At 69.7% G+C, this 18,527-nt stretch carries 15 protein-coding genes; 5 read left to right on the forward strand and 10 right to left on the reverse strand.

Features of this window, described 5'->3' with window-relative positions:
• Nucleotides 1-2: 2 nt before the first annotated feature.
• The 5 genes from AC07DI_RS01480 to AC07DI_RS01500 all read right to left on the reverse strand — a co-directional run bounded on the left by AC07DI_RS01480 (nucleotide 3) and on the right by AC07DI_RS01500 (nucleotide 5,050).
• Nucleotides 3-944 (reverse strand): ABC transporter ATP-binding protein, encoded by a 942-nt coding sequence (locus AC07DI_RS01480; RefSeq protein WP_384249468.1) that lies wholly within the window; start codon nucleotides 942-944, stop codon nucleotides 3-5.
• Between the two features lie 144 nt (nucleotides 945-1,088).
• Nucleotides 1,089-3,233 (reverse strand): hypothetical protein, encoded by a 2,145-nt coding sequence (locus tag AC07DI_RS01485; RefSeq protein WP_478901440.1) that lies wholly within the window; start codon nucleotides 3,231-3,233, stop codon nucleotides 1,089-1,091.
• A gap of 165 nt (nucleotides 3,234-3,398) precedes the next feature.
• The gene (locus AC07DI_RS01490; protein WP_478901717.1) at nucleotides 3,399-3,836 is read right to left on the reverse strand and encodes a DUF6113 family protein; all 438 of its coding nucleotides are present in this window, start codon (nucleotides 3,834-3,836) and stop codon (nucleotides 3,399-3,401) included.
• A 62-nt stretch (nucleotides 3,837-3,898) separates the two neighbouring features.
• On the reverse strand, nucleotides 3,899-4,831 hold the full coding sequence (mshB, locus tag AC07DI_RS01495) for an N-acetyl-1-D-myo-inositol-2-amino-2-deoxy-alpha-D-glucopyranoside deacetylase (protein WP_384249472.1): 933 nt from the start codon (nucleotides 4,829-4,831) through the stop codon (nucleotides 3,899-3,901).
• Between the two features lie 24 nt (nucleotides 4,832-4,855).
• Nucleotides 4,856-5,050 (reverse strand): hypothetical protein, encoded by a 195-nt coding sequence (locus AC07DI_RS01500; RefSeq protein ID WP_362996229.1) that lies wholly within the window; start codon nucleotides 5,048-5,050, stop codon nucleotides 4,856-4,858.
• A 147-nt stretch (nucleotides 5,051-5,197) separates the two neighbouring features.
• On the opposite strand from AC07DI_RS01500, the gene AC07DI_RS01505 reads away from it, so the two are divergent.
• The gene (locus AC07DI_RS01505) at nucleotides 5,198-7,375 is read left to right on the forward strand and encodes a S9 family peptidase (protein WP_478901442.1); all 2,178 of its coding nucleotides are present in this window, start codon (nucleotides 5,198-5,200) and stop codon (nucleotides 7,373-7,375) included.
• Between the two features lie 15 nt (nucleotides 7,376-7,390).
• On the opposite strand, the gene AC07DI_RS01510 is transcribed toward AC07DI_RS01505, so the two are convergent.
• The 5 genes from AC07DI_RS01510 to AC07DI_RS01530 form a co-directional block, all read right to left on the reverse strand.
• A complete protein-coding gene (locus tag AC07DI_RS01510; protein ID WP_478901443.1) occupies nucleotides 7,391-8,452 on the reverse strand; it encodes an ABC transporter ATP-binding protein in 1,062 nt (353 codons plus the stop codon).
• A complete protein-coding gene (locus AC07DI_RS01515; protein WP_478901444.1) occupies nucleotides 8,439-9,485 on the reverse strand; it encodes an ABC transporter ATP-binding protein in 1,047 nt (348 codons plus the stop codon). The genes AC07DI_RS01510 and AC07DI_RS01515 overlap by 14 nt, the downstream gene beginning before the upstream one ends.
• A gap of 6 nt (nucleotides 9,486-9,491) precedes the next feature.
• Complete coding sequence (locus AC07DI_RS01520; RefSeq protein ID WP_384249482.1) at nucleotides 9,492-10,481, reverse strand: ABC transporter permease; 990 nt, start codon at nucleotides 10,479-10,481, stop codon at nucleotides 9,492-9,494.
• Complete coding sequence (locus AC07DI_RS01525) at nucleotides 10,474-11,397, reverse strand: ABC transporter permease (RefSeq protein WP_478901446.1); 924 nt, start codon at nucleotides 11,395-11,397, stop codon at nucleotides 10,474-10,476. Before AC07DI_RS01525 ends, AC07DI_RS01520 begins: the two co-directional genes overlap by 8 nt.
• Before the next feature lie 70 nt (nucleotides 11,398-11,467).
• On the reverse strand, nucleotides 11,468-13,099 hold the full coding sequence (locus tag AC07DI_RS01530) for a peptide ABC transporter substrate-binding protein (protein ID WP_478901448.1): 1,632 nt from the start codon (nucleotides 13,097-13,099) through the stop codon (nucleotides 11,468-11,470).
• 404 nt (nucleotides 13,100-13,503) lie between these two features.
• Between AC07DI_RS01530 and AC07DI_RS01535 the strand changes: the two genes are divergently transcribed.
• The 4 genes from AC07DI_RS01535 (at nucleotide 13,504) to AC07DI_RS01550 (ending at nucleotide 18,521) form a co-directional block, all read left to right on the forward strand.
• Nucleotides 13,504-14,529 carry an ABC transporter permease gene (locus tag AC07DI_RS01535; protein ID WP_384249490.1) on the forward strand — a complete coding sequence of 342 codons (1,026 nt, stop codon included), beginning with the start codon at nucleotides 13,504-13,506 and terminating at the stop codon, nucleotides 14,527-14,529.
• An 89-nt stretch (nucleotides 14,530-14,618) separates the two neighbouring features.
• Complete coding sequence (locus AC07DI_RS01540; protein WP_478901449.1) at nucleotides 14,619-16,403, forward strand: ABC transporter substrate-binding protein; 1,785 nt, start codon at nucleotides 14,619-14,621, stop codon at nucleotides 16,401-16,403.
• Nucleotides 16,404-16,493: 90 nt separating this feature from the next.
• On the forward strand, nucleotides 16,494-17,474 hold the full coding sequence (locus AC07DI_RS01545; RefSeq protein ID WP_384249496.1) for an ABC transporter permease: 981 nt from the start codon (nucleotides 16,494-16,496) through the stop codon (nucleotides 17,472-17,474).
• 18 nt (nucleotides 17,475-17,492) lie between these two features.
• Nucleotides 17,493-18,521, forward strand: coding sequence for an ABC transporter ATP-binding protein (locus AC07DI_RS01550; protein ID WP_384249498.1), 1,029 nt, complete (start codon nucleotides 17,493-17,495; stop codon nucleotides 18,519-18,521).
• Nucleotides 18,522-18,527 lie beyond the last annotated feature (6 nt).

Consider the following 18,527-nt stretch of genomic DNA (forward strand, 5'->3'; position numbering starts at 1 on the left):
TTTCATGCGGTCCTGGCCTCCTCGGCCTCGGTGATCGCCACGAAGGCCTGCTCGAGACCGAGCCCGGCGACTTCGAGATTGCGGGGGTAGAAACCGAGCCCGTACAGCGCGTGCACGGTGGCGTCGGCGTCCGTGGACTGGAGGCGGACCGTGTGGCCCGAGACGTCCAGGGTGGTCAGGCAGGGCAGCGAGCGGAGCCGCCCGGTGAGCGCCTCGTCGAGGTCCGGCAGGTCGAAGGCGACCTTGCGGGCGCCCGCCTTCGCCTTGATCTCGGCGGCGGTGCCGTCCGCGAGGAGCCGGCCGCGGTGCAGGACGAGGACGCGGTCGGCGATCGCGTCGGCCTCCTCCAGGTAGTGCGTGGCGAACAGGACCGCGCGGCCCTGGTCCGCCTGCTCCCGCATGGTGGCCCAGAACGCCTGGCGGGCGGTGACGTCCATGCCGGTGGTCGGCTCGTCGAGCACGATCAGGTCGTTGGCGCCGGCGGTGGCGAGCGCGAAGCGGACGCGCTGCTCCTGGCCGCCGGAGAGCTTGTCGACCTTGCGGTCCGCGATCTGGGTGATGCCCGCACGGGCGAGCACGTCGTTCACGCGGTGCGGCCGCGGGTGCAGATCGCAGCCGAGGGTCACCAGTTCGCGGACGGTGACCTCGCCCATCAGGCCGCCGCTCTGCAGCATGGCGCCGACCCGGCCCGCGGCGATCGCCTCGCTCGGCTCCGCCCCGAAGACGCGTACGGTGCCGCTGTCGGGGCGCTTGAGGCCGAGCAGCAGGTCGAGGGTGGAGGACTTGCCCGCGCCGTTCGGCCCGAGGAGCGCCACGGTCTCGCCCGGCCGGAGGTCGAGGGTCAGGCCGTCGACTGCGCGGACATCGCCGTAGCTCTTGGAGACCCGCTCGAAGGTCACGGCGGTGGTGGCCGCGACGCCGGGCGGTGCTGTGGTCGTCGTCATGTCCGCCATCGTCACAAAACCGCAGGTGGTGGCGGCAGTGTCGGTTGTGGTGTCTCCGGGATGACAGATGTCATGGGGAAGGCCGGCAGGATCGTCACCTGCCGGCCTTCCGGGTCTTGCGTGGCGTCGCGGAACGTACGCCGGTCAGCTCGCGTTCGTCTCGATCACGCCGATCCGCTCCGCGGGCGTCTTGCCGATCAGCGCCTTGCCCATCGCCTGGGCGACGTCCGTCGGCTGGACCGGCGTCTTGTCGCCGTTGCCGCGCTGGATCAGTACGCCGTCGAAGACGTTGCCGTACAGCTTGCGGAGCTCTTCGAGGTTGTAGTGCACCTGGAGCGTGCCGTCCTTGAGGACCCGCGTCTCGAGGATCTTCGGCAGCGACCTGGCCGGGCCGAACGGGATCGACTTGGCGCCCGCCTTGACCGTGACGTTGGCGGACATGGCAGGCTTCGCGAAGTTCGTCATGAACTTGTCGACCTCGGCCTTGGAGACCGTCGGCTTGCGCGTGGTGACCGGGATCTGGACCGCGCTCGTGCCGCCCGTCTCGACCTGCTTCTTGTACGCGTCGGCGACGGCCGTGGTCGAGGCCTGCGGGTCGATGCCCTTGCCGACCTTCCCGTAGACCGGAACGGCCTTGCCGGGCACGAACTTGACCGTGCCCTCCTTCGCCGTGCCCGAGTCGCCCGCCGCGCGTTCGAGGGCGGCCGCGAGCTTCTCCTCGTCGACGGGCATAACGGGCTCGACGACCCGTTGGCCGCCGAAGAGCGAACCGATCACGGAGACGGGGTTGTAGTCGCTGCCCGCGGCCTCGCGGACGGTGGCCTGGCTGTCGAGGGTCAGGCCCGCCTGGTCCGGCTTGAGCGTGACCGGCTCGCCGCCCACCGAGAGCTTCAGGGGCTTGGTGACGCGCGCGCCGATGGCGTCGTCGAGCTTCTTGACGGCCTCGTCGCGGGTGCCGCCGCCGATGTCGACGCCGAGCACGGTGGTGCCCTTCGGGACGTCCGCGTGGTTCATCAACAGGCCCGCGCCGTACGCGCCGCAGCCCACGACGACCACGGCGACGGCGAGGAGGACCAGCTTGCTGCGGCCCTTCTTCTTCGCCTTCTTCGGCGCGGGCGTGGCGGGCGGGACGTCCGAGCGCACCGGGTCGGGCAGCTTCGGCGGGGTGTGCGGCACCGGTCCTTCGCCCTGCGGCCCGGACGGGAACGGCGAGTTGTCCTGCGCGGGCGGGACGACGGGGATGCCGCTGGTGAGCGTCTCACCGGAGACGTTGCCACCGGGCACGGAGCTGCCGGGCACCGAGCCACCGGGCGGCGCGACCGGGCCACCCCCCTTCTGCGGCGTGAGGATCGCGGTGTCGTCGCTCATGGCACCGGAACGCGGGGGCCGTCCGGCCGAGTTGGCGGGGCCGCCGGGAGCACCGGGAGCGGAGGGGCGGGCCCCCGGGGCGGGAGACGCCACAGGGCTGTCGCCGGTGACCGGGCCGCCGGTCGGGCCCGCCGGATGCCGGGAGTCCCCGGAGCCGCCCGTGCCCGGCGAGAAGTACGGCAGGTCGCCGCGCTGCGCGTCGCCGCCCTGCGGGGCACCCGCACCGAGGGGGCCGGACGCCACCGCGCCCGTGACGTCGAAGGAGCCCGTACCGGAACCGTTCGGCAGCGGACCACCGGAGCCGTGAACACCGGGGCCGGAAGGAGCGGAACCGCCGGAACCCGCGGTCCCGTTCGCCCCGGACGCTCCCGCGCCCTGACCGCCCTCGCCCCTGGCAGGCCTGCGCGGCGCGAACCAGTCACTCGTCTTCTCATCGGCCGCCGCGGAACCTCCCGTACCGCCGTCGCCCGAACCCGAAGCGGAACCCGACCCGGCCCCGGAACCGGAACCACCGCCGGAGCCCGCACCGAAGCCGCCCCCGGGAGCGGCCGGGGCTCCGGCGCCCGTCGCCCCGCCCGGGTCGCCCGCACCGTGGACACCCGGCGCGGCACTGTCGCGGCGGCCGGTGTCGTCCGCGGCCGAGGAGTCCCCGCGCGCGCCGTCGTCGGCGACGGGCGTGCGCATGACGACCGGCGGGATGGGCCGCGAGCCGGGGATGTTGATCCGGACGCGGGTGGTCAGCGTGGTCTGGGTCTCGGGCTCTTCGGGCCGCTCATCGGCGGCCTGCCGCCGCACTCCGTCCGTGTCGCCGTCGGCGCCGGCGCCCTGGGCCGGGGAGCCGTAGGGCGGCGTCCCCGAGGGGTATGCGGCTCCACCGCGCCCCTGGGGGCCGGAGGACGAACTGTCAGTTTCACGACTCAAGGCAGGTTCTCCTGGTTGACTCCGCCGCCCGTCTCGACCTCGTCCGGGGTCCCCCCCGGCCGGAGGTTGGGGAGGCTCGGCGGCCGCACCACCATACTGGCCGCCGTCGATACTCATCCTGTGACCGGCGTCAAACCCGTGCGGAACACGGTCCGAAGTGGTACGTCACTTGCCAAGTCGGGCGGCGTAACCGCTCGGTTGCGACACCTGGCCGAGCGTGGCACACATCACAGCCACGGCCATTCCGCCGAGCAGGTAGCCGTACGAGGCGAGTCCCGCGCCGAAGAGGAAGTCGCCCTCGGGTCTGGTGGCGGTGAGCAGCATCACCGCGGCCAGCCAGCCGGCGGCGGGCGCGACGGCGCCCGCTCTGGTGCCGGTCGCCCGGGACCCGCCGTAGAAGAGGCCCGCCGCCCCGACGAGCGCGAGCAGCAGCCCGGCGGGGAAGGATCCGCCCTGGACGAGCGCGCCGGCGACGCCGACGACGGCGCCGAGCACGAAGAGTCCGACATAGGCGGCAAGTCGCCCCGGCCGCAGGGGCTGCGCGAGGAAGCTGCCCGCGGGCGCCGCGGCGCCCGCGCCGGACGCCGGGGCGGCGCTCCGCACCGGCGCGGCGGACTTCTTGGGCGCGCCCGAACCGGCCCCCGACGACGCACGGGATCGCGTACTCACAGCCCGGTCACCTCAGCCACATCCGTCACCCTTTCGAGACCCGCGAAGAGATCCGTCTCGCGGGCCGTTCCCTCCGCGGGCGCTGGGGAGACTTCTCCCCGCACCAGCTCGTAGTACTCCACCTCGAAAATCGGCTGCGCGAGCTGGTTGGAGAGGACGAAGAGCGGGCCGCTCACCGTGATCTGGGTGACGTGGGCCGCCATCGCCGCCGCCTTGGCCGCCTTGTAGGGACGGCCGTCGATCTCCGTCGTGATCCGCTCGTCGTCCGTGACGCCGGGCACGTCCTCGACGACGGCGGGCGTGCCGAACGGCGAGTGCCGCAGCGCCCCCGACATCCACCGGAAGCGCTCCTCGACCACGGACCGCGGGGCGCGGTTCCAGTAGATCTTGCCGATGGTGTGGGGCTCGCCGAGGTCGGCGCGGAAGGCGGGCTCGGCGGCGAGGTCGGCGGCGCGCATGGCGACGCGGTGCGCCTGGATGTGGTCGGGGTGGCCGTACCCGCCGTCGGGGTCGTAGGTGACGAGGACCTGCGGGCGCACCTCGCGGATCACCTCGACGAGGTGCGCGGCCGCGTCGTCGGGGTCGGCCGACCAGAAGGCGCCGGGCCGGTGGTTCTGCTCGACGCCCATCATCCCGGAGTCGCGGTAGCGCCCGGTGCCGCCGAGGAAGCGGTGGTCGCTGACGCCGAGCGCCTTCATCGCGGCGGCGAGCTCCCCGATGCGCTCGGCGCCCAGGGAGTCCTCGCGGTCGGCGGCGAGATGGGCGAGCTCGGCCGGGATGACCTCGCCCTCCTCGCCGAGCGTGCAGGTCACCAACGTGACATGGGCTCCCTCGGCCGCGTACTTGGCCATGGTCGCGCCGGTGGTGATCGACTCGTCGTCGGGGTGCGCGTGCACGAGCAGCAGGCGTCGGGCGGGCAGTTCCGTCATGGGACCACCCTACGAGCCCGCGGCTCAGAACTTGATGTCGCCGATCATCCCCGCCACGTTGGTCGTCAGCTCGTTGATGGTCGGCGCCATGGACGAGCTCGCCAGGTAGAAGCCGAGCAGCGTACAGACGACCGCGTGCCCCGCTTTGAGCCCTGACTTCTTGACCAACAGGAAGACGATGATCGCCAGCAGCACCACCGCCGAAATCGAGAGTGCCACGGCGGTCACCTCCAAGTCGTTGCCGTAACCCAGTGCGGACGCCAGCAGGTACATACCCACCAAGCGCTACGGATCATAACTATCCGTGTGGACGCATGACTCGGGGCACGGCAGCACAGGGGGGCGCATGCGCCCTAGGCTCGGAGGATGACCACCGAGATCCCCGGAATTCCCAGGCCTGACGAGAGCCCGGCACAGCGGCTCTCCTTCCCGCGTCAGCACGCCCGCACCCAGCGTTTCACCCTTGGCGCGCCCCGTGCGTTCACCGTGGCACCCGACGGTTCGCGCGTCGTCTTTCTCCGTTCGTCCTCAAGTACCGATCGAGCGGGCAGACTCTGGGTGCTCGACGTGTCGGACGGTGCCACCGAGCGAGTGGCCGCCGATCCGGACGTGTTGCTCGGCGGCGCGGCCGAGCAGTTGTCCGCCGAGGAGCGCGCACGGCGCGAACGCAGCCGTGAGGGCGGCGCGGGCATCGTGGGCTATGCGACGGACGCGGCGGTGGAGCTGGCGGCGTTCGCGCTGTCGGGCCGCCTCTTCACGGCGGAGCTGCGGGCGGGCACCGCGCGTGAACTGCCCGCGCAGGGCCCGGTGGTCGACCCGCGCCCCTCGCCGGACGGCCGTCATGTCGCGTACGTGGCGCGGGGCGCGCTGCGCGTGACCGGCGCCGACGGTACGGGCGACCGGGCGCTCGCGGAGCCGGAGACGGGCCAGGAGGCGACCGTCACGTACGGGCTGGCGGAATTCATCGCGGCCGAGGAGATGGCCCGTTCACGGGGCTTCTGGTGGTCTCCGGCGTCGGACCGGCTGCTCGTGGCGCGGGTCGACGACGCCCCGGTGCAGCGATGGTGGATCGCGGACCCCGCACACCCCGACCGCGAACCCGAGCAGATCGCGTACCCGGCCGCGGGCACGCCCAACGCGGACGTGCGCCTCTTCGTGCTCGGCCTGGACGGCTCGCGCACCGAGGTGGTCTGGGACCGTGCGCGCTTCCCCTACCTGGCGCGCGTGCACTGGTCGTCGGACGGCGCGCCGCTGTTGCTCGTGCAATCCCGCGACCAGGGCAGCCAGCTGTACCTCGCGGTGGATCCGGACGACGGTTCGACGCGGATGGTGCACGCGGAGGAGGACGCGGACTGGCTGGAACTCTTCCCCGGCGTCCCGTGCTGGTCGCCCAGCGGCAAGCTGGTGCGGATCGTGGACGAGGGCGGCGCACGCGTCCTGGCCTGGGGTGAACGGCCGCTCACCGGACCGCAGTTGCATGTGCGTGCGGTCCTGGACGTCACCGAGGAAGACGTCCTGATCTCGGCGTCTGCGGGCGAGGCGGCGGCCGACCCCGAGATCGGCGAGATCCATGTGTACCGCGTCAACGAACTCGGCGTGGAGCGCGTCTCGAAGGTGCCGGGTGTTCACTCGGCGGTTCGCGCGGGCGGACTCACCGTCCTGGTGTCGGCCACCCTGGACCGCCCCGGCGCCCGGGTCCAGGTGCTGCGCGAGGGCAAGCCGGTGGCCACCGTGGCCTCACACGCCCAGCGCCCGGGGCTCACGCCGCGCGTGACGCTCACCGAAGGGGGCACGCGACGGATTCCGTGCGCCGTCCTGCTCCCCACGGATTACCAGGAGACGGACGGGCCCCTGCCGGTACTCCTCGATCCGTACGGCGGTCCGCACGGCCAGCGCGTCCAGCGTGCGCACAACATGTTCCTCACCTCGCAGTGGTTCGCCGACCAGGGCTTCGCGGTCCTCGTCGCGGACGGCCGCGGCACCCCCGGCCGCTCCCCCGGCTGGGAGAAGTCGATCAAGAACGACAAGACCCTGACCCTGGCCGACCAGGTCGACGCGCTGCACTCGCTCGCGGAGCGGTTCCCCTTCGACCTGGAGCGGGTGGCGATCCGCGGCTGGTCCTACGGCGGCTACCTGGCCGGCATGGCCGCGCTGCGCCGCCCCGACGTGTTCCACGCGGCGGTGGTCGGCGCCCCGGTGACGGATCTGCGGCTCTACGACACCCACTACGAGGAGCGGTACCTGGGTGATCCGAACCGGACGCCGGAAACGTACCGGCACAGCTCCCTCGTCTCGGACGACGGTCTCGTCGAGGCCGCGGAGCCGCACCGCCCGATGCTGATCGTGCACGGCCTCGCCGACGACAACGTCGTGGTGGCGCACTCCCTGCGGCTCTCCTCCGCGCTGCTCGCCGCGGGCCGCCCGCACGAGGTCCTGCCCCTGTCCGGCGTCACGCACATGACGCCGCAGGAGGAGGTCGCGGAGAACCTGCTGCTGCTCCAGGTCGACTTCCTGAAGCGGTCGCTGGGGATGCAGAGGCCGTAGCGGCGAGGGGTCCCGCTACGGCACGACCTGCTTCTCCTCGGCGAAGTGGCAGGCCGAGTCGTGCGCGGCGGGGCCCTCGTGCAGCCGGAACTCCGCCGGTACGGCGAGGAGCGGCACTTCGAGGGCGCACCGCTCCCGCGCCTTCCAGCAGCGGGTGCGGAAGCGGCAGCCCGAGGGCGGGTTGGCGGGCGAGGGCACGTCCCCGGAGAGGATGATCCGCTCACGGTGCTCGCGCGCCTCGGGGTCGGGCACGGGGACGGCGGAGAGCAGCGCCTGCGTGTAGGGGTGCGTCGGGTGCTCGTAGATCTCCTCGTCCGAGCCGGTCTCGATGATCCGTCCCAGGTACATGACGCCGACGCGGTCGGAGATGTGCCGGACGATCGACAGGTCATGGGCGATGAAGACGTAGGAGAGGTCGAACTCGTTCTGGAGCTTCTCCAGGAGGTTGATGACCTGCGCCTGTACGGAGACGTCGAGCGCCGAGACCGGCTCGTCGGCGACGATGATCTCGGGGTTGAGGGCCAGGCCGCGGGCGATGCCGATGCGCTGGCGCTGGCCGCCGGAGAACTGGTGCGGATAGCGGTTGATGTACTCGGGGTTCAGGCCGACCACGTCCAGGAGGTCCTGGACCTTCTGACGGCGCGAGCCCTTCGGAGCCACCTCGGGGTGGATCTCGTACGGCTCACCGATGATGTCACCCACCGTCATCCGCGGATTCAGCGAGGTGTACGGGTCCTGGAACACCATCTGGATGTTGCGGCGCACCGCCTTCAGCGCACGCCCCGACAGCTTGGTGATGTCCTCGCCCTTGTAGCGGATCTCGCCCGCGGTCGGCCGCTCCAGGTTGACCAGCATCTTCGCGACCGTGGACTTGCCGCAGCCGGACTCCCCGACGATGCCGAGCGTCTCGCCCCGCGCCAGCTCGAAGTCGACGCCGTCCACGGCCTTGACCGCGCCGACCTGTTTGCGGAAGACGATGCCCTGGGTCAGCGGGTAGTGCTTGACCAGGCCGCGGACTTGCAGGATCGGCTCGCGTCCGGCGGGCATGGCGGCGCCGACGTGCTCAACGTGCGACATCGAGCGTCTCCCTCCAGAAGTGGCAGGCGCTCCTGCGCTCGGCGGTCAGCCCCTCGTACGTCACCCGCGCGAGCGGTGGGTCGTCGCTCACGCAGATGTCCCGGGCCATGGGGCAGCGGGGGTGGAAGGGGCAGCCGGGCGGGATGTTCATGAGGTTCGGTGGCAGGCCCTTGATCGCGTAGAGGTCCTGGCCCTTCTGGTCCAGGCGCGGGATGGATTCGAGCAGGCCGAGGGTGTACGGGTGGGCGGGCGCCTTGTAGATCTCGTGGACGGGGGCGCGCTCGACGATGCGGCCCGCGTACATGACGGCGATGGTGTCGGCGACGTCGGCGACGACGCCGAGGTCGTGGGTGATGAGGATCAGGCCCATGTTCAGCTCGCGTTGGAGCTCCGCGAGCAGGTCCATGACCTGGGCCTGGACCGTGACGTCGAGGGCGGTGGTCGGCTCGTCGGCGATGATCAGGTCGGGCTCCAGGGCCATCGCCATGGCGATCATGATGCGCTGGCGCATGCCGCCGCTGAACTGGTGCGGGTACTGGTTCACGCGCTCCCTGGCCGCCGGGATGCGCACCCGGTCCATCAGCTCGACCGCCTTGTTCCGGGCGTCCTTGCGTGACATGCCCTTGTGGACGACGTACATCTCGCCGAGTTGGGCGCCGACGCTGAGCACCGGGTTCAGGGAGGACAGCGCGTCCTGGAAGATCATCGCCATGCCCGCGCCGCGGATCTTTCGCCGCTCGTCCTCCTTGAGCTTCAGCAGGTCCCGGCCCTTGAAGAGGATCTCGCCCTTGGTGATCCTTCCGGGCGGGACGTCGAGGATGCCCATGAGGGCCTGGGCGGTCACGGACTTGCCGGATCCCGACTCGCCGAGGACGGCGAGGGTCTCGCCCGCCGCGACGCTGTAGTCGACGCCGTTGACGGCCTTGGCGACGCCGTCCCTGGTACGGAACTCCACGTGCAGGTCGCGTACTTCGAGCAGGGTGGGCGCCCCGGAGGCGGGCGCGCCGGTCGCGTCGGATGCCACGGTTGCCATGGGCGCCTACCTCAGCTTGGGGTCGAGGGCGTCGCGCACCGCGTCGCCGAGCATGATGAACGCGAGCACGGTGATCGCAAGGGCTCCGGCGGGCCAGAGCAGCATGTGCGGGGCGTTGCGGATGTACTGGGAGGCGGCGGAGATGTCGATGCCCCAGCTGACGGTCGGCGGTTTCAGGCCGACGCCGAGGTAGGAGAGCGTCGCCTCCAGGGCGATGTACGTGCCGAGCGCGATGGTCGCCACCACGATCACCGGGGCGACGGCGTTCGGCGCGATGTGGCGGAGCAGCATCCGGGAGTTGGAGGCGCCGAGGGCCCGCGCGGCCTGGACGTAGTCGTTCTGTTTGGCGGTGATGACGGAGCCGCGCGCGATGCGGGAGATCTGCGGCCAGCCGAGCAGCACCATGAAGCCGACCACCGGCCAGACCGTGGAGCTGGTGACCACCGAGAGGAGCACCAGGCCGCCGAGGACGACGGGGATGGCGAAGAAGATGTCGGTGATACGGGAGAGGATCGCGTCCCACGCGCCGCCGAAGAACCCGGCGAGCCCGCCGAGCGCGCTGCCGATGAGGGCGACACCGAGGGTGGCGCAGACGCCGACGGTGACGGAGACGCGGGTGCCGTACACGACCCGGGTGTAGACGTCGCAGCCCTGCTCGTTGAAGCCGAAGGGGTGGCCGGGCGCCGAGCTCTTCTGCGCGTTGGCGAGGTCGCAGTCCAACGGGTTGCGGGAGGCGATGAGGGAGGGCCAGAGGGAGATGACGACGAGGAAGAGGATGATCAGGCCCGAGATGATGAAGACCGGGTTGCGCCGCAGGTCGCGCCAGGCGTCGGACCAGAGGCTGCGGGCCGGGGCCGACGAGCCGGTGCCGTCGGGGCCGCCGCCCGGCCCGCCGGGCGGCTTCTCCAGGGTCGTGGCCTCGCTGGTGGCGAGGTCCATCGCGCCGCCCATGCCGGTCGCGGCCATGGCGCGCTCCGGCTGCTGAGGTTCAGGCATAGCGGATCCTCGGGTCGAGTACGGCGTACAGCAGGTCGACGATCAGGTTGGCCGCCAGGAAGACCAGGACGAGGACGGTCACGAAGCCGACGACGGTCTGGGTGCTCTGGCGGAGGATCCCCTGGTAGAGCTGGAAGCCGACGCCGTGGATGTTGAAGATCCGCTCGGTGACGATCGCGCCGCCCATCAGCGCGCCCACGTCGGTGCCGATGAAGGTGACCACCGGGATCAGTGAGTTGCGCAGCAGGTGCCGGGTGATGACGCGGCGCCGGGGCAGGCCCTTGGCGACGGCGGTGCGGACGTAGTCGGCGCGCCGGTTCTCCGCGATGGAGGTGCGGGTCAGGCGGGTCACGTACGCCAGGGAGACCGAGGCGAGCACGAGTCCCGGGATCAGCAGTTCGTTGAAGGGCGCCTCGCTCGACACGGAGGGTTTGATGACGCCCCACTGCACGCCGAGCAGGAGTTGCAGGACGAGCCCGGTGACGAAGGTGGGGATGGAGATGACGACGAGGGTCAGCAGCAACACCACGGTGTCGATGGGGCGCCCGCGCCGCAGGCCCGTGAGGACGCCGAGCGAGATGCCGATGACGATCTCGAAGACGATGGCGACGACGGTGAGGCGGATGGTGACCGGGAAGGCGGCCGACATCAGCTCGGTGACCTTCTGGCCGTTGAAGGCGGTGCCGAAGTCGCCGGTGAAGAGGTTGCCCATGTACGTCAGGTACTGCTGCCACACCGGTTTATCGAGGCCGAACTCCTTCTTCAGCTGGGTGGCCGTGGCGGGGTCGCACTTGCGGTCGCCGCACAGGCCCGCGACGGGGTCGCCCATCACGTTCACCATCAGGAAGATCAGCAGGGTGGCGCCGATGAAGACCGGGATCATCTGCAGCAGACGCCGGATCACATAACGTCCCACGGTGGCTCCGGAATTAGGGGGAGCGGCCGCCGGGCGCCCTCGCGGGGGCCCGGCGGCCGCTCCCGGCGTCTCAGTTGACCTTGATCTCGTTGTAGACGGGCACGCTGAACTGGTTGAGCGCGACGTCGGAGACGTTGTCCGAGTAGCCGGCGCTGCCGTTCTGGTACCAGAGCGGGATGGCGGGCATCTTCTTGGCGAGGATCTTCTCGGCGTCCTGGAACTTGGCGACGGCCTTGCCGGTGTCGGTCTCGCCGTTGGCCTCGTTGACGAGCTTGTCGAACTGCTTGTCGGAGAACTTGCCGTCGTTGGAGGGGGCGTCGGTGAAGTAGACCGGCTCCAGGAAGTTCTGGATCAGCGGGTAGTCCATCTGCCAGCCCGCGCGCCAGGCGCCGTCGAGCTCCTGCTTGGAGGCCTTGCTGCGGAAGTCCGCGAAGGTGCCGACGGGGCTCGCGACGCAGGCCTTGTCCTTGCCGAGCGCCTTGTTGATGGAGTTGCAGACGGCGTCGACCCACTCCTTGTGCGAGCCGGTGTCCGCGTTGTACGAGATCTTGAGGGTGCCGCCGGGGATGCCGCCGCCCTCCTCGACCAGCTTCCTGGCCTTGGCGGCGTCGTACGTGCAGGCGTCGCCGCAGAGCCCGTCCCGGTAGCCGCCGTCCTTGCCGAGCACCGGAGAGGTCCAGTCGGTGGCGGGCGTCCGCGTCTTCTGGAAGATCGTCTCGGTGATCTGGTCGCGGTTGATCGCCATGGACAGGCCCTGGCGGACCTTCTCCATCCCCGGCTTGCTCCACTTGCTGTCGTAGAACGGGAACGCGAGGGTCTGGATGATGCCCGCGGGGGTGTTGATGTAGCGGTCGCCGAGGTCGTTCTTGGCGTTCTTGAGCTGCGAGGCGGGGACGTCGTCGACGAGGTCGAGGTTGCCGGCCATCAGGTCGGTGTAGGCGGTGTTGTTGTCGGTGTAGACCTTCATGTCCACACCGCCGTTCTGCGCCTTGTCGCTCCCGGGGTACCCGTCCCACTTGCGCAGGGACATCTTCGAGCCCTTGGTGTACGAGTCCACGGTGTACGGGCCGTTGCCGACGGGCTTGGAGAGCCAGGCGTCGTGGTCGTCGTAGAACGCCTTGGGCAGCGGCGCGAAGGCCGGGTAGCCGAGGGTGTCGGGCCAGGTGGAGAACTTCTGGCTGAGCTTGACGGTGAAGGTCGTGTCGTCGGTGACCTTGAGCCCGGAGAGAGTCTTGGCGCTCGCCTCGCCCTTGTCGGGGTGGACCTTGTCGTAGCCGTCGATGTAGCCGAAGAAGTACGCGTTCTTCTGGTTGTTCTTGAGGTTCGCGCCGTAGTTCCAGGCGTCGACGAAGGACTTGGCGGTGATCTTCTCGCCGTTGCTGAACTTCCAGTTCTTCTTGATCTTGACCGTGAAGTTCTGCGCGTCCTTGGTCTCGATCGACTCGGCGACCATGTTCTTGGCCTCGCCGGTCTTCGGGTCGTACCGCTTGAGACCCCGGAAGAGCATGTCGAGGATCTTGCCGCCCTGGACCTCGTTGGTGTTCGCCGGTTCGAGCGGGTTCTGCGGGTCGCCCCAGGACGAGCTCACGATGCCGGAGCCGTCGCCACCGCCACCGCCGCCTCCCCCGCCACCACAGGCCGTCGCCGCGAGTGCGACCGTCACCGCACATGCGGCCCACTTGGCGTGCGTGGCTCCACGCATGGAGTCCTCCAGTCCTGGTGCTGTCCTGCCGTACTGGCCCGTGTGCCGGCGAACCGGCACACTCACGGCCCAATATCGCCTCATACGGCATGAACCGCACATTTACCCCACCCGTATGCGCCGGAGGCCATCCGGATGTACGTATTCCGAGACGCTCGCGCCCGCATATCGGACTCATTGCCCGGCTTGCCCGACGGCGCCCGGCCTTGTCCATCACGCATGATTACGCCAAGGCAATGTCATGCCCATGCTTGGCTCAAGTGATGCTCAAGGATCCCAAGACCGGCCCAAAGCGCCTGACGATTCATTGACCGGGCGGGAAACGCCTTGCCACAGTCGCGCCAAGCCCGCGGGTGCTGGTTGTCCTGCGGATTCCTGAAGTCCCCCTCCGGGCCTGGAGCGCCATGACCTCCCCAACCCCCGCCACCGCCGCCACGCTCGAAGTGCTGGGCGAGACGACCGGCGCACCCTTGCCTCCCAACGGCCTCGGCAGCAAGGGCCGTTCACCGGGGCGGCTCGCCTGGACACGGTTCAAGCGGGACAAGTCCGGCGTCATCGCCGCCTGCACGGTGATCTTCTTCTTCGTCGTCGCGCTCTGCGCCCCGCTGATCGCGAAGGTCTACGGGAAGAACCCGTACGACACCTACGGACTCGACCAGCCCGGGCTGCTCAACGACTTCAACTACCCGGTCAAGCCGAACGGCGGCATCGACGGGAGCTTCTGGTTCGGCGTCGAACCGGTGCTCGGCCGGGACGTCTTCACCTTCCTCCTCTACGGGATCCGCAACTCGCTGCTGATCGCCACCGCGACGACCGTCCTCGTCACGCTGCTCGGCATCACCATCGGCCTCACCGCCGGGTACATCGGCGGCAAGACGGACTACCTCATCGGCCGGGTCATCGACATCCTGCTCGCCTTCCCCTCGACGCTCTTCTACATCGCGTTCTTCCCGGTGATGATCTCGGTGCTCGTCAGCCCCGAGGACAAGATCCCGCAGTGGCTCACCGTCACCAGCCTCATCACCGTGATGACCGCCTTCGGCTGGGCCCCCCTGGCGCGACTGCTGCGCGGCGAGGTGCTCGCCCTGCGCGAGCGGGAGTTCGTGGAGGCCGCCAAGGTCACGGGCGCCTCCCCCGCGCGCATCATCTTCAAGGAACTGCTCCCGAACCTGTGGACGCCGATCCTGATCCAGGCGACGCTCCTGCTGCCGCTGTTCGTCACCGCCGAGGCGGGCCTCGCCTTCCTTGGCGTCGGTCTCGAGGAGCCGACGCCGGACTGGGGCGTGATGATCCAGAACGGCTCGAAGTACTACCAGGACGACATCACCTTCATGGTGTTCCCCGGCCTCGCCATGGTGATCTTCGTGGTGGCCTTCAACCTCCTCGGGGACTCGGTGCGCGACGCGCTCGACCCGAAGACCCGGCGCTGACACGCCCCGGGCCGGCCCGCGCGACGGGGCGCCGCCGGCCCGCCTTCCGTTCCCTCCGCTCTACTCCTTCACTCAGGGTTGGTAGCCAGATGGCAATCTCACGCAGAAACCTCCTCATCTCGACGTCCGTGGCGGCGGGCGGCTCGCTCGTGCTGTCCGCGTGCAGCAGCGGCGACTCGGGCGGGGGCGGGGGCGGTTCGCACGGCGGGGCCACGGAGTACACGAACGCGACCGTGAAGATCGGCTCCAAGGAGGATTCGACCGGACCCGCGCCCGCGGTGCCGGGCGGGAAGAAGGGCGGCACGATCTACGGCGTCGCCGAGGACGACGTCTCGCACATGGACCCGCAGCGCATCTACTTCGCGTACAACTCCTCCATCGCCAACCTCTTCGCGCGCTGCCTCACCGGCTACCAGACCGACATGGAGGGCCACCAGATCCTCGTCGGCGACCTCGCCACCGACACCGGCACGGCCTCCGACAACAACAAGACCTGGACCTTCACGCTGAAGGACGGCCTGAAGTGGCAGGACGGCAGCGAGCTCACGGTCGACGACGTCCGGCACGGCTTCGAGCGCGGCTGGGCCCCCTTCATCACCGAGGGCGCCATCTACGTCCAGCAGGCGCTGACCGGCAAGGGCGCCAAGTGGCGTGACGCGTACGAGGGCCCGTACAAGGGCAAGCACCTGGACTCGATCGTCACCGACAAGGCGAAGAAGACGATCACCTTCCACCTGAAGGAGTCGCGCCCGGAGTTCAACTTCACGCTGGCCATGCACACGTACGCGGCCACGCCCGTGAAGCACGACACCAAGGAGAAGTACGACAAGGCGCCCTTCTCCAGCGGCCCCTACATCGTCAAGCACCGCTCCATCGACAAGTCGATGACGCTGACGCGCAACAAGCACTGGGACCCCAAGACCGACCCGATCCGCAACGCCTACCCGGACACCTTCGAGTTCGAGTTCGGGCCGACAGGCCCCGAGTCCTGCGACCGCTTCATCGCGGACCAGGGCAAGGACCAGCAGATGGTCGCCCTCTACGAGCCGATCCCGGCCGAGCGCATGCAGAAGGTGCTCACCACGCCGGACATCAAGAAGCGCAGCTTCAACGGCCTCTCCTCGGGCACCTACTACTTCGCCATCAACATGAAGCGCGTCACCGACGTCGAGGTGCGCAAGGCCCTCCTCATCGCCTGGCCCCTGGAGCAGAGCCGCAAGATCTACGGCGGCGCCACCGCGGGCGACTACGCGACGACGATCCTCAGCCCCGACATCCTGGGCCGCGAGAAGTTCGACCTCTACGGCAAGCTGGACAAGCCGCAGGGCGACGTGAAGCGGGCCCACGAGATCCTGAAGAAGGCCGGCAAGCTCGGCACGAAGATCGTGTACGCCTTCCCGCGGCGCCCCACGTACGACAAGACCAAGATCGTCATCGAGAAGAACCTGAAGGCCGCCGGGTTCGAGCCGGTCATCAAGCCGCTCAACTCGACGGACTTCTACGACCAGGCCCAGCGCCTGGACAACAAGTTCGACGTGATGTGGTTCGGCTGGTCCCCGGACTGGCCGACCGCCTACACCCTGATGCAGCCGCTGTTCGACGGCGCGGCGATCGGTGACGGCCAGAACAACGTCTCCCAGTGCGACGTCCCCTGGATCAACGAGGCGATCAAGAAGAACGCCGTCATCGCGGACCCGAAGGAGGCCGGCAAGGCCTGGGCCGCGCTCGACCGGCGGATCATGAAGGAGGTCGTGCCGATCATCCCGGAGACCTACCAGCGCCGTTGGTACCTGCACGGTTCCAAGGTCGGCGGCGCCATCCACGACCCGCAGTTCGCCGCGACGATGCTCCACAAGACGTACGTCAAGGGCTGACGAACGCCCCCGGGCGGGCCCCGCTCACGGGGCCCGCCCCAGCCCTTCCCCTCCCGCACGGCATCCGTCAGGTCAGGAACCCCAACTGCCATGCTCCGCTTCCTCTTCCGCCGCGTCATCGGCGGCGCGGTAATCCTGCTGATCATCAGCGCGATCGTCTTCCTTCTCTTCTACGCCGCTCCGCGCGACCCCGCGCGCCTGGCCTGCGGCAAGGTCTGCCCGCCCGACACGCTGGCGCTGGTGAAGCACAACCTGGGGATCGCCGATCCGCTGCCGGTGCAGTTCTGGCACTGGTTCGAGGGCGTCTTCGTCGGCCGTGACTACGACACGTACGGCTTCTGCGACGCGCCCTGCCTCGGCTACTCGTTCCGCAACCGGGAACCCGTCCTCGCCACCATCCTGGACCGCTTCCCCACCACCGTCTCGCTCTCGATGGGCGCCGCCGTCGTCTTCGTCGTCCTCGGCGTGGGCACCGGCATGCTGGCCGCCCTCAAGCAGGGCAAGGCGGTCGACAAGATCGCCTCGTCCGCGTCGCTCATCGCGTCCTCGATGCAGATCTACGTCGTCGGTGTCTTCGCCGTGTACGTCCTCACCGACCAGATGCACCTCCTCGACCGGCCCGCGTACACCCCGATCACCGAGAATCCCGCGCAGTGGTTCTCCGGGCTGCTGATCCCCTGGCTCGTGCTCGCGCTCATCTTCACCGCGAACTACACGCGCATGGCCCGCTCGCAGCTGGTCGAGACGATGAACGAGGACTACGTCCGCACCGCGCGGGCCAAGGGACTCTCACGCCGTACGGTCTTCTTCCGCTTCGCCTGGCGCGGCGCGATGGGCCCGATCGTCACCATCTTCGGCCTCGACATCGGCGTCCTGCTCGGCGGCGCGATCATCACCGAGAAGACCTTCGCCCTGCACGGCATCGGTGAGCTGTCCGTGAAGGCGGTCGACACGAGCGACCTGCCGCTGCTGCTCGGCGTGGTCCTGGTGGCGGCCACCGCGATCGTCATCTTCAACATCGTCGTCGACGCCCTGTACGCGCTGATCGACCCGCGCGTGCGGCTGTCCTAGGGCTCAGGGAGAGATCTGATGAGCACCACCCCCTTCCTGTCCGTACGCGACCTGCGCGTCCACTTCTCCACCGAGGACGGCATGGTCAAGGCCGTCGACGGCCTCGACTTCGACCTGGAGAAGGGCAGGACCCTCGGCATCGTCGGCGAGTCCGGCTCCGGCAAGTCGGTCACGAACCTCGCCATCCTCGGCCTGCACCACAAGGACAGCACCGCCATCGACGGCGAGATCCTCCTCGACGGCCAGGAGCTCCTCACCGCCACCGAGCGCGAGCTGGAACGGTTGCGCGGCAACAAGATGGCGATGATCTTCCAGGACGCGCTGGCCTCCCTCTCCCCGTACCACACCATCGGCCGGCAGATCGGCGAGACGTTCCGCAAGCACACCGGCGCCTCCAAGAAGGAGGCGCGGGACCGCTCGGTCGAGATGCTCAAGAAGGTCGGCATCCCCCAGCCCGACCTTCGTGTGGACGACTATCCGCACCAGTTCTCCGGCGGTATGCGCCAGCGCGCGATGATCGCCATGTCACTGGTCTGCAACCCGGCGCTGCTGATCGCCGACGAGCCGACCACGGCGCTCGACGTGACGGTCCAGGCGCAGATCATGGACCTCCTCAAAGACCTCCAGCAGGAGTTCGGCACGGCGATCATCTTCATCACCCACGACCTCGGCGTGATCGCCGACATCGCGGACGACGTCCTGGTGATGTACGGGGGGCGGTGCGTGGAGCGCGGCACCAAGAAGGAAGTGCTGCGCGCCCCGCAACACCCCTACACCTGGGGGCTGCTCGGCTCGATGCCGTCCCTGGAGGGCCCGGTGGACGTGCCGCTCTCACCCATCCCGGGTACGCCGCCCAGCCTGCTCAACCCGCCCTCCGGCTGCCGCTTCCACCCCCGGTGCGCGTTCACCGAGCAGGTCGGGGACGGGCGCTGCGCGGGCGAGCAGCCGCTCCTCGAACTGACCGACGGCCGGGGCGCGGCCTGCCACCTCACGGCCGAGCAGCGCGCGGAGTTCTTCGTGGACTTCGCGACGACGCGCACCGACTGACGTACT

Source organism: Streptomyces sp. NPDC044106 (assembly GCF_056433985.1).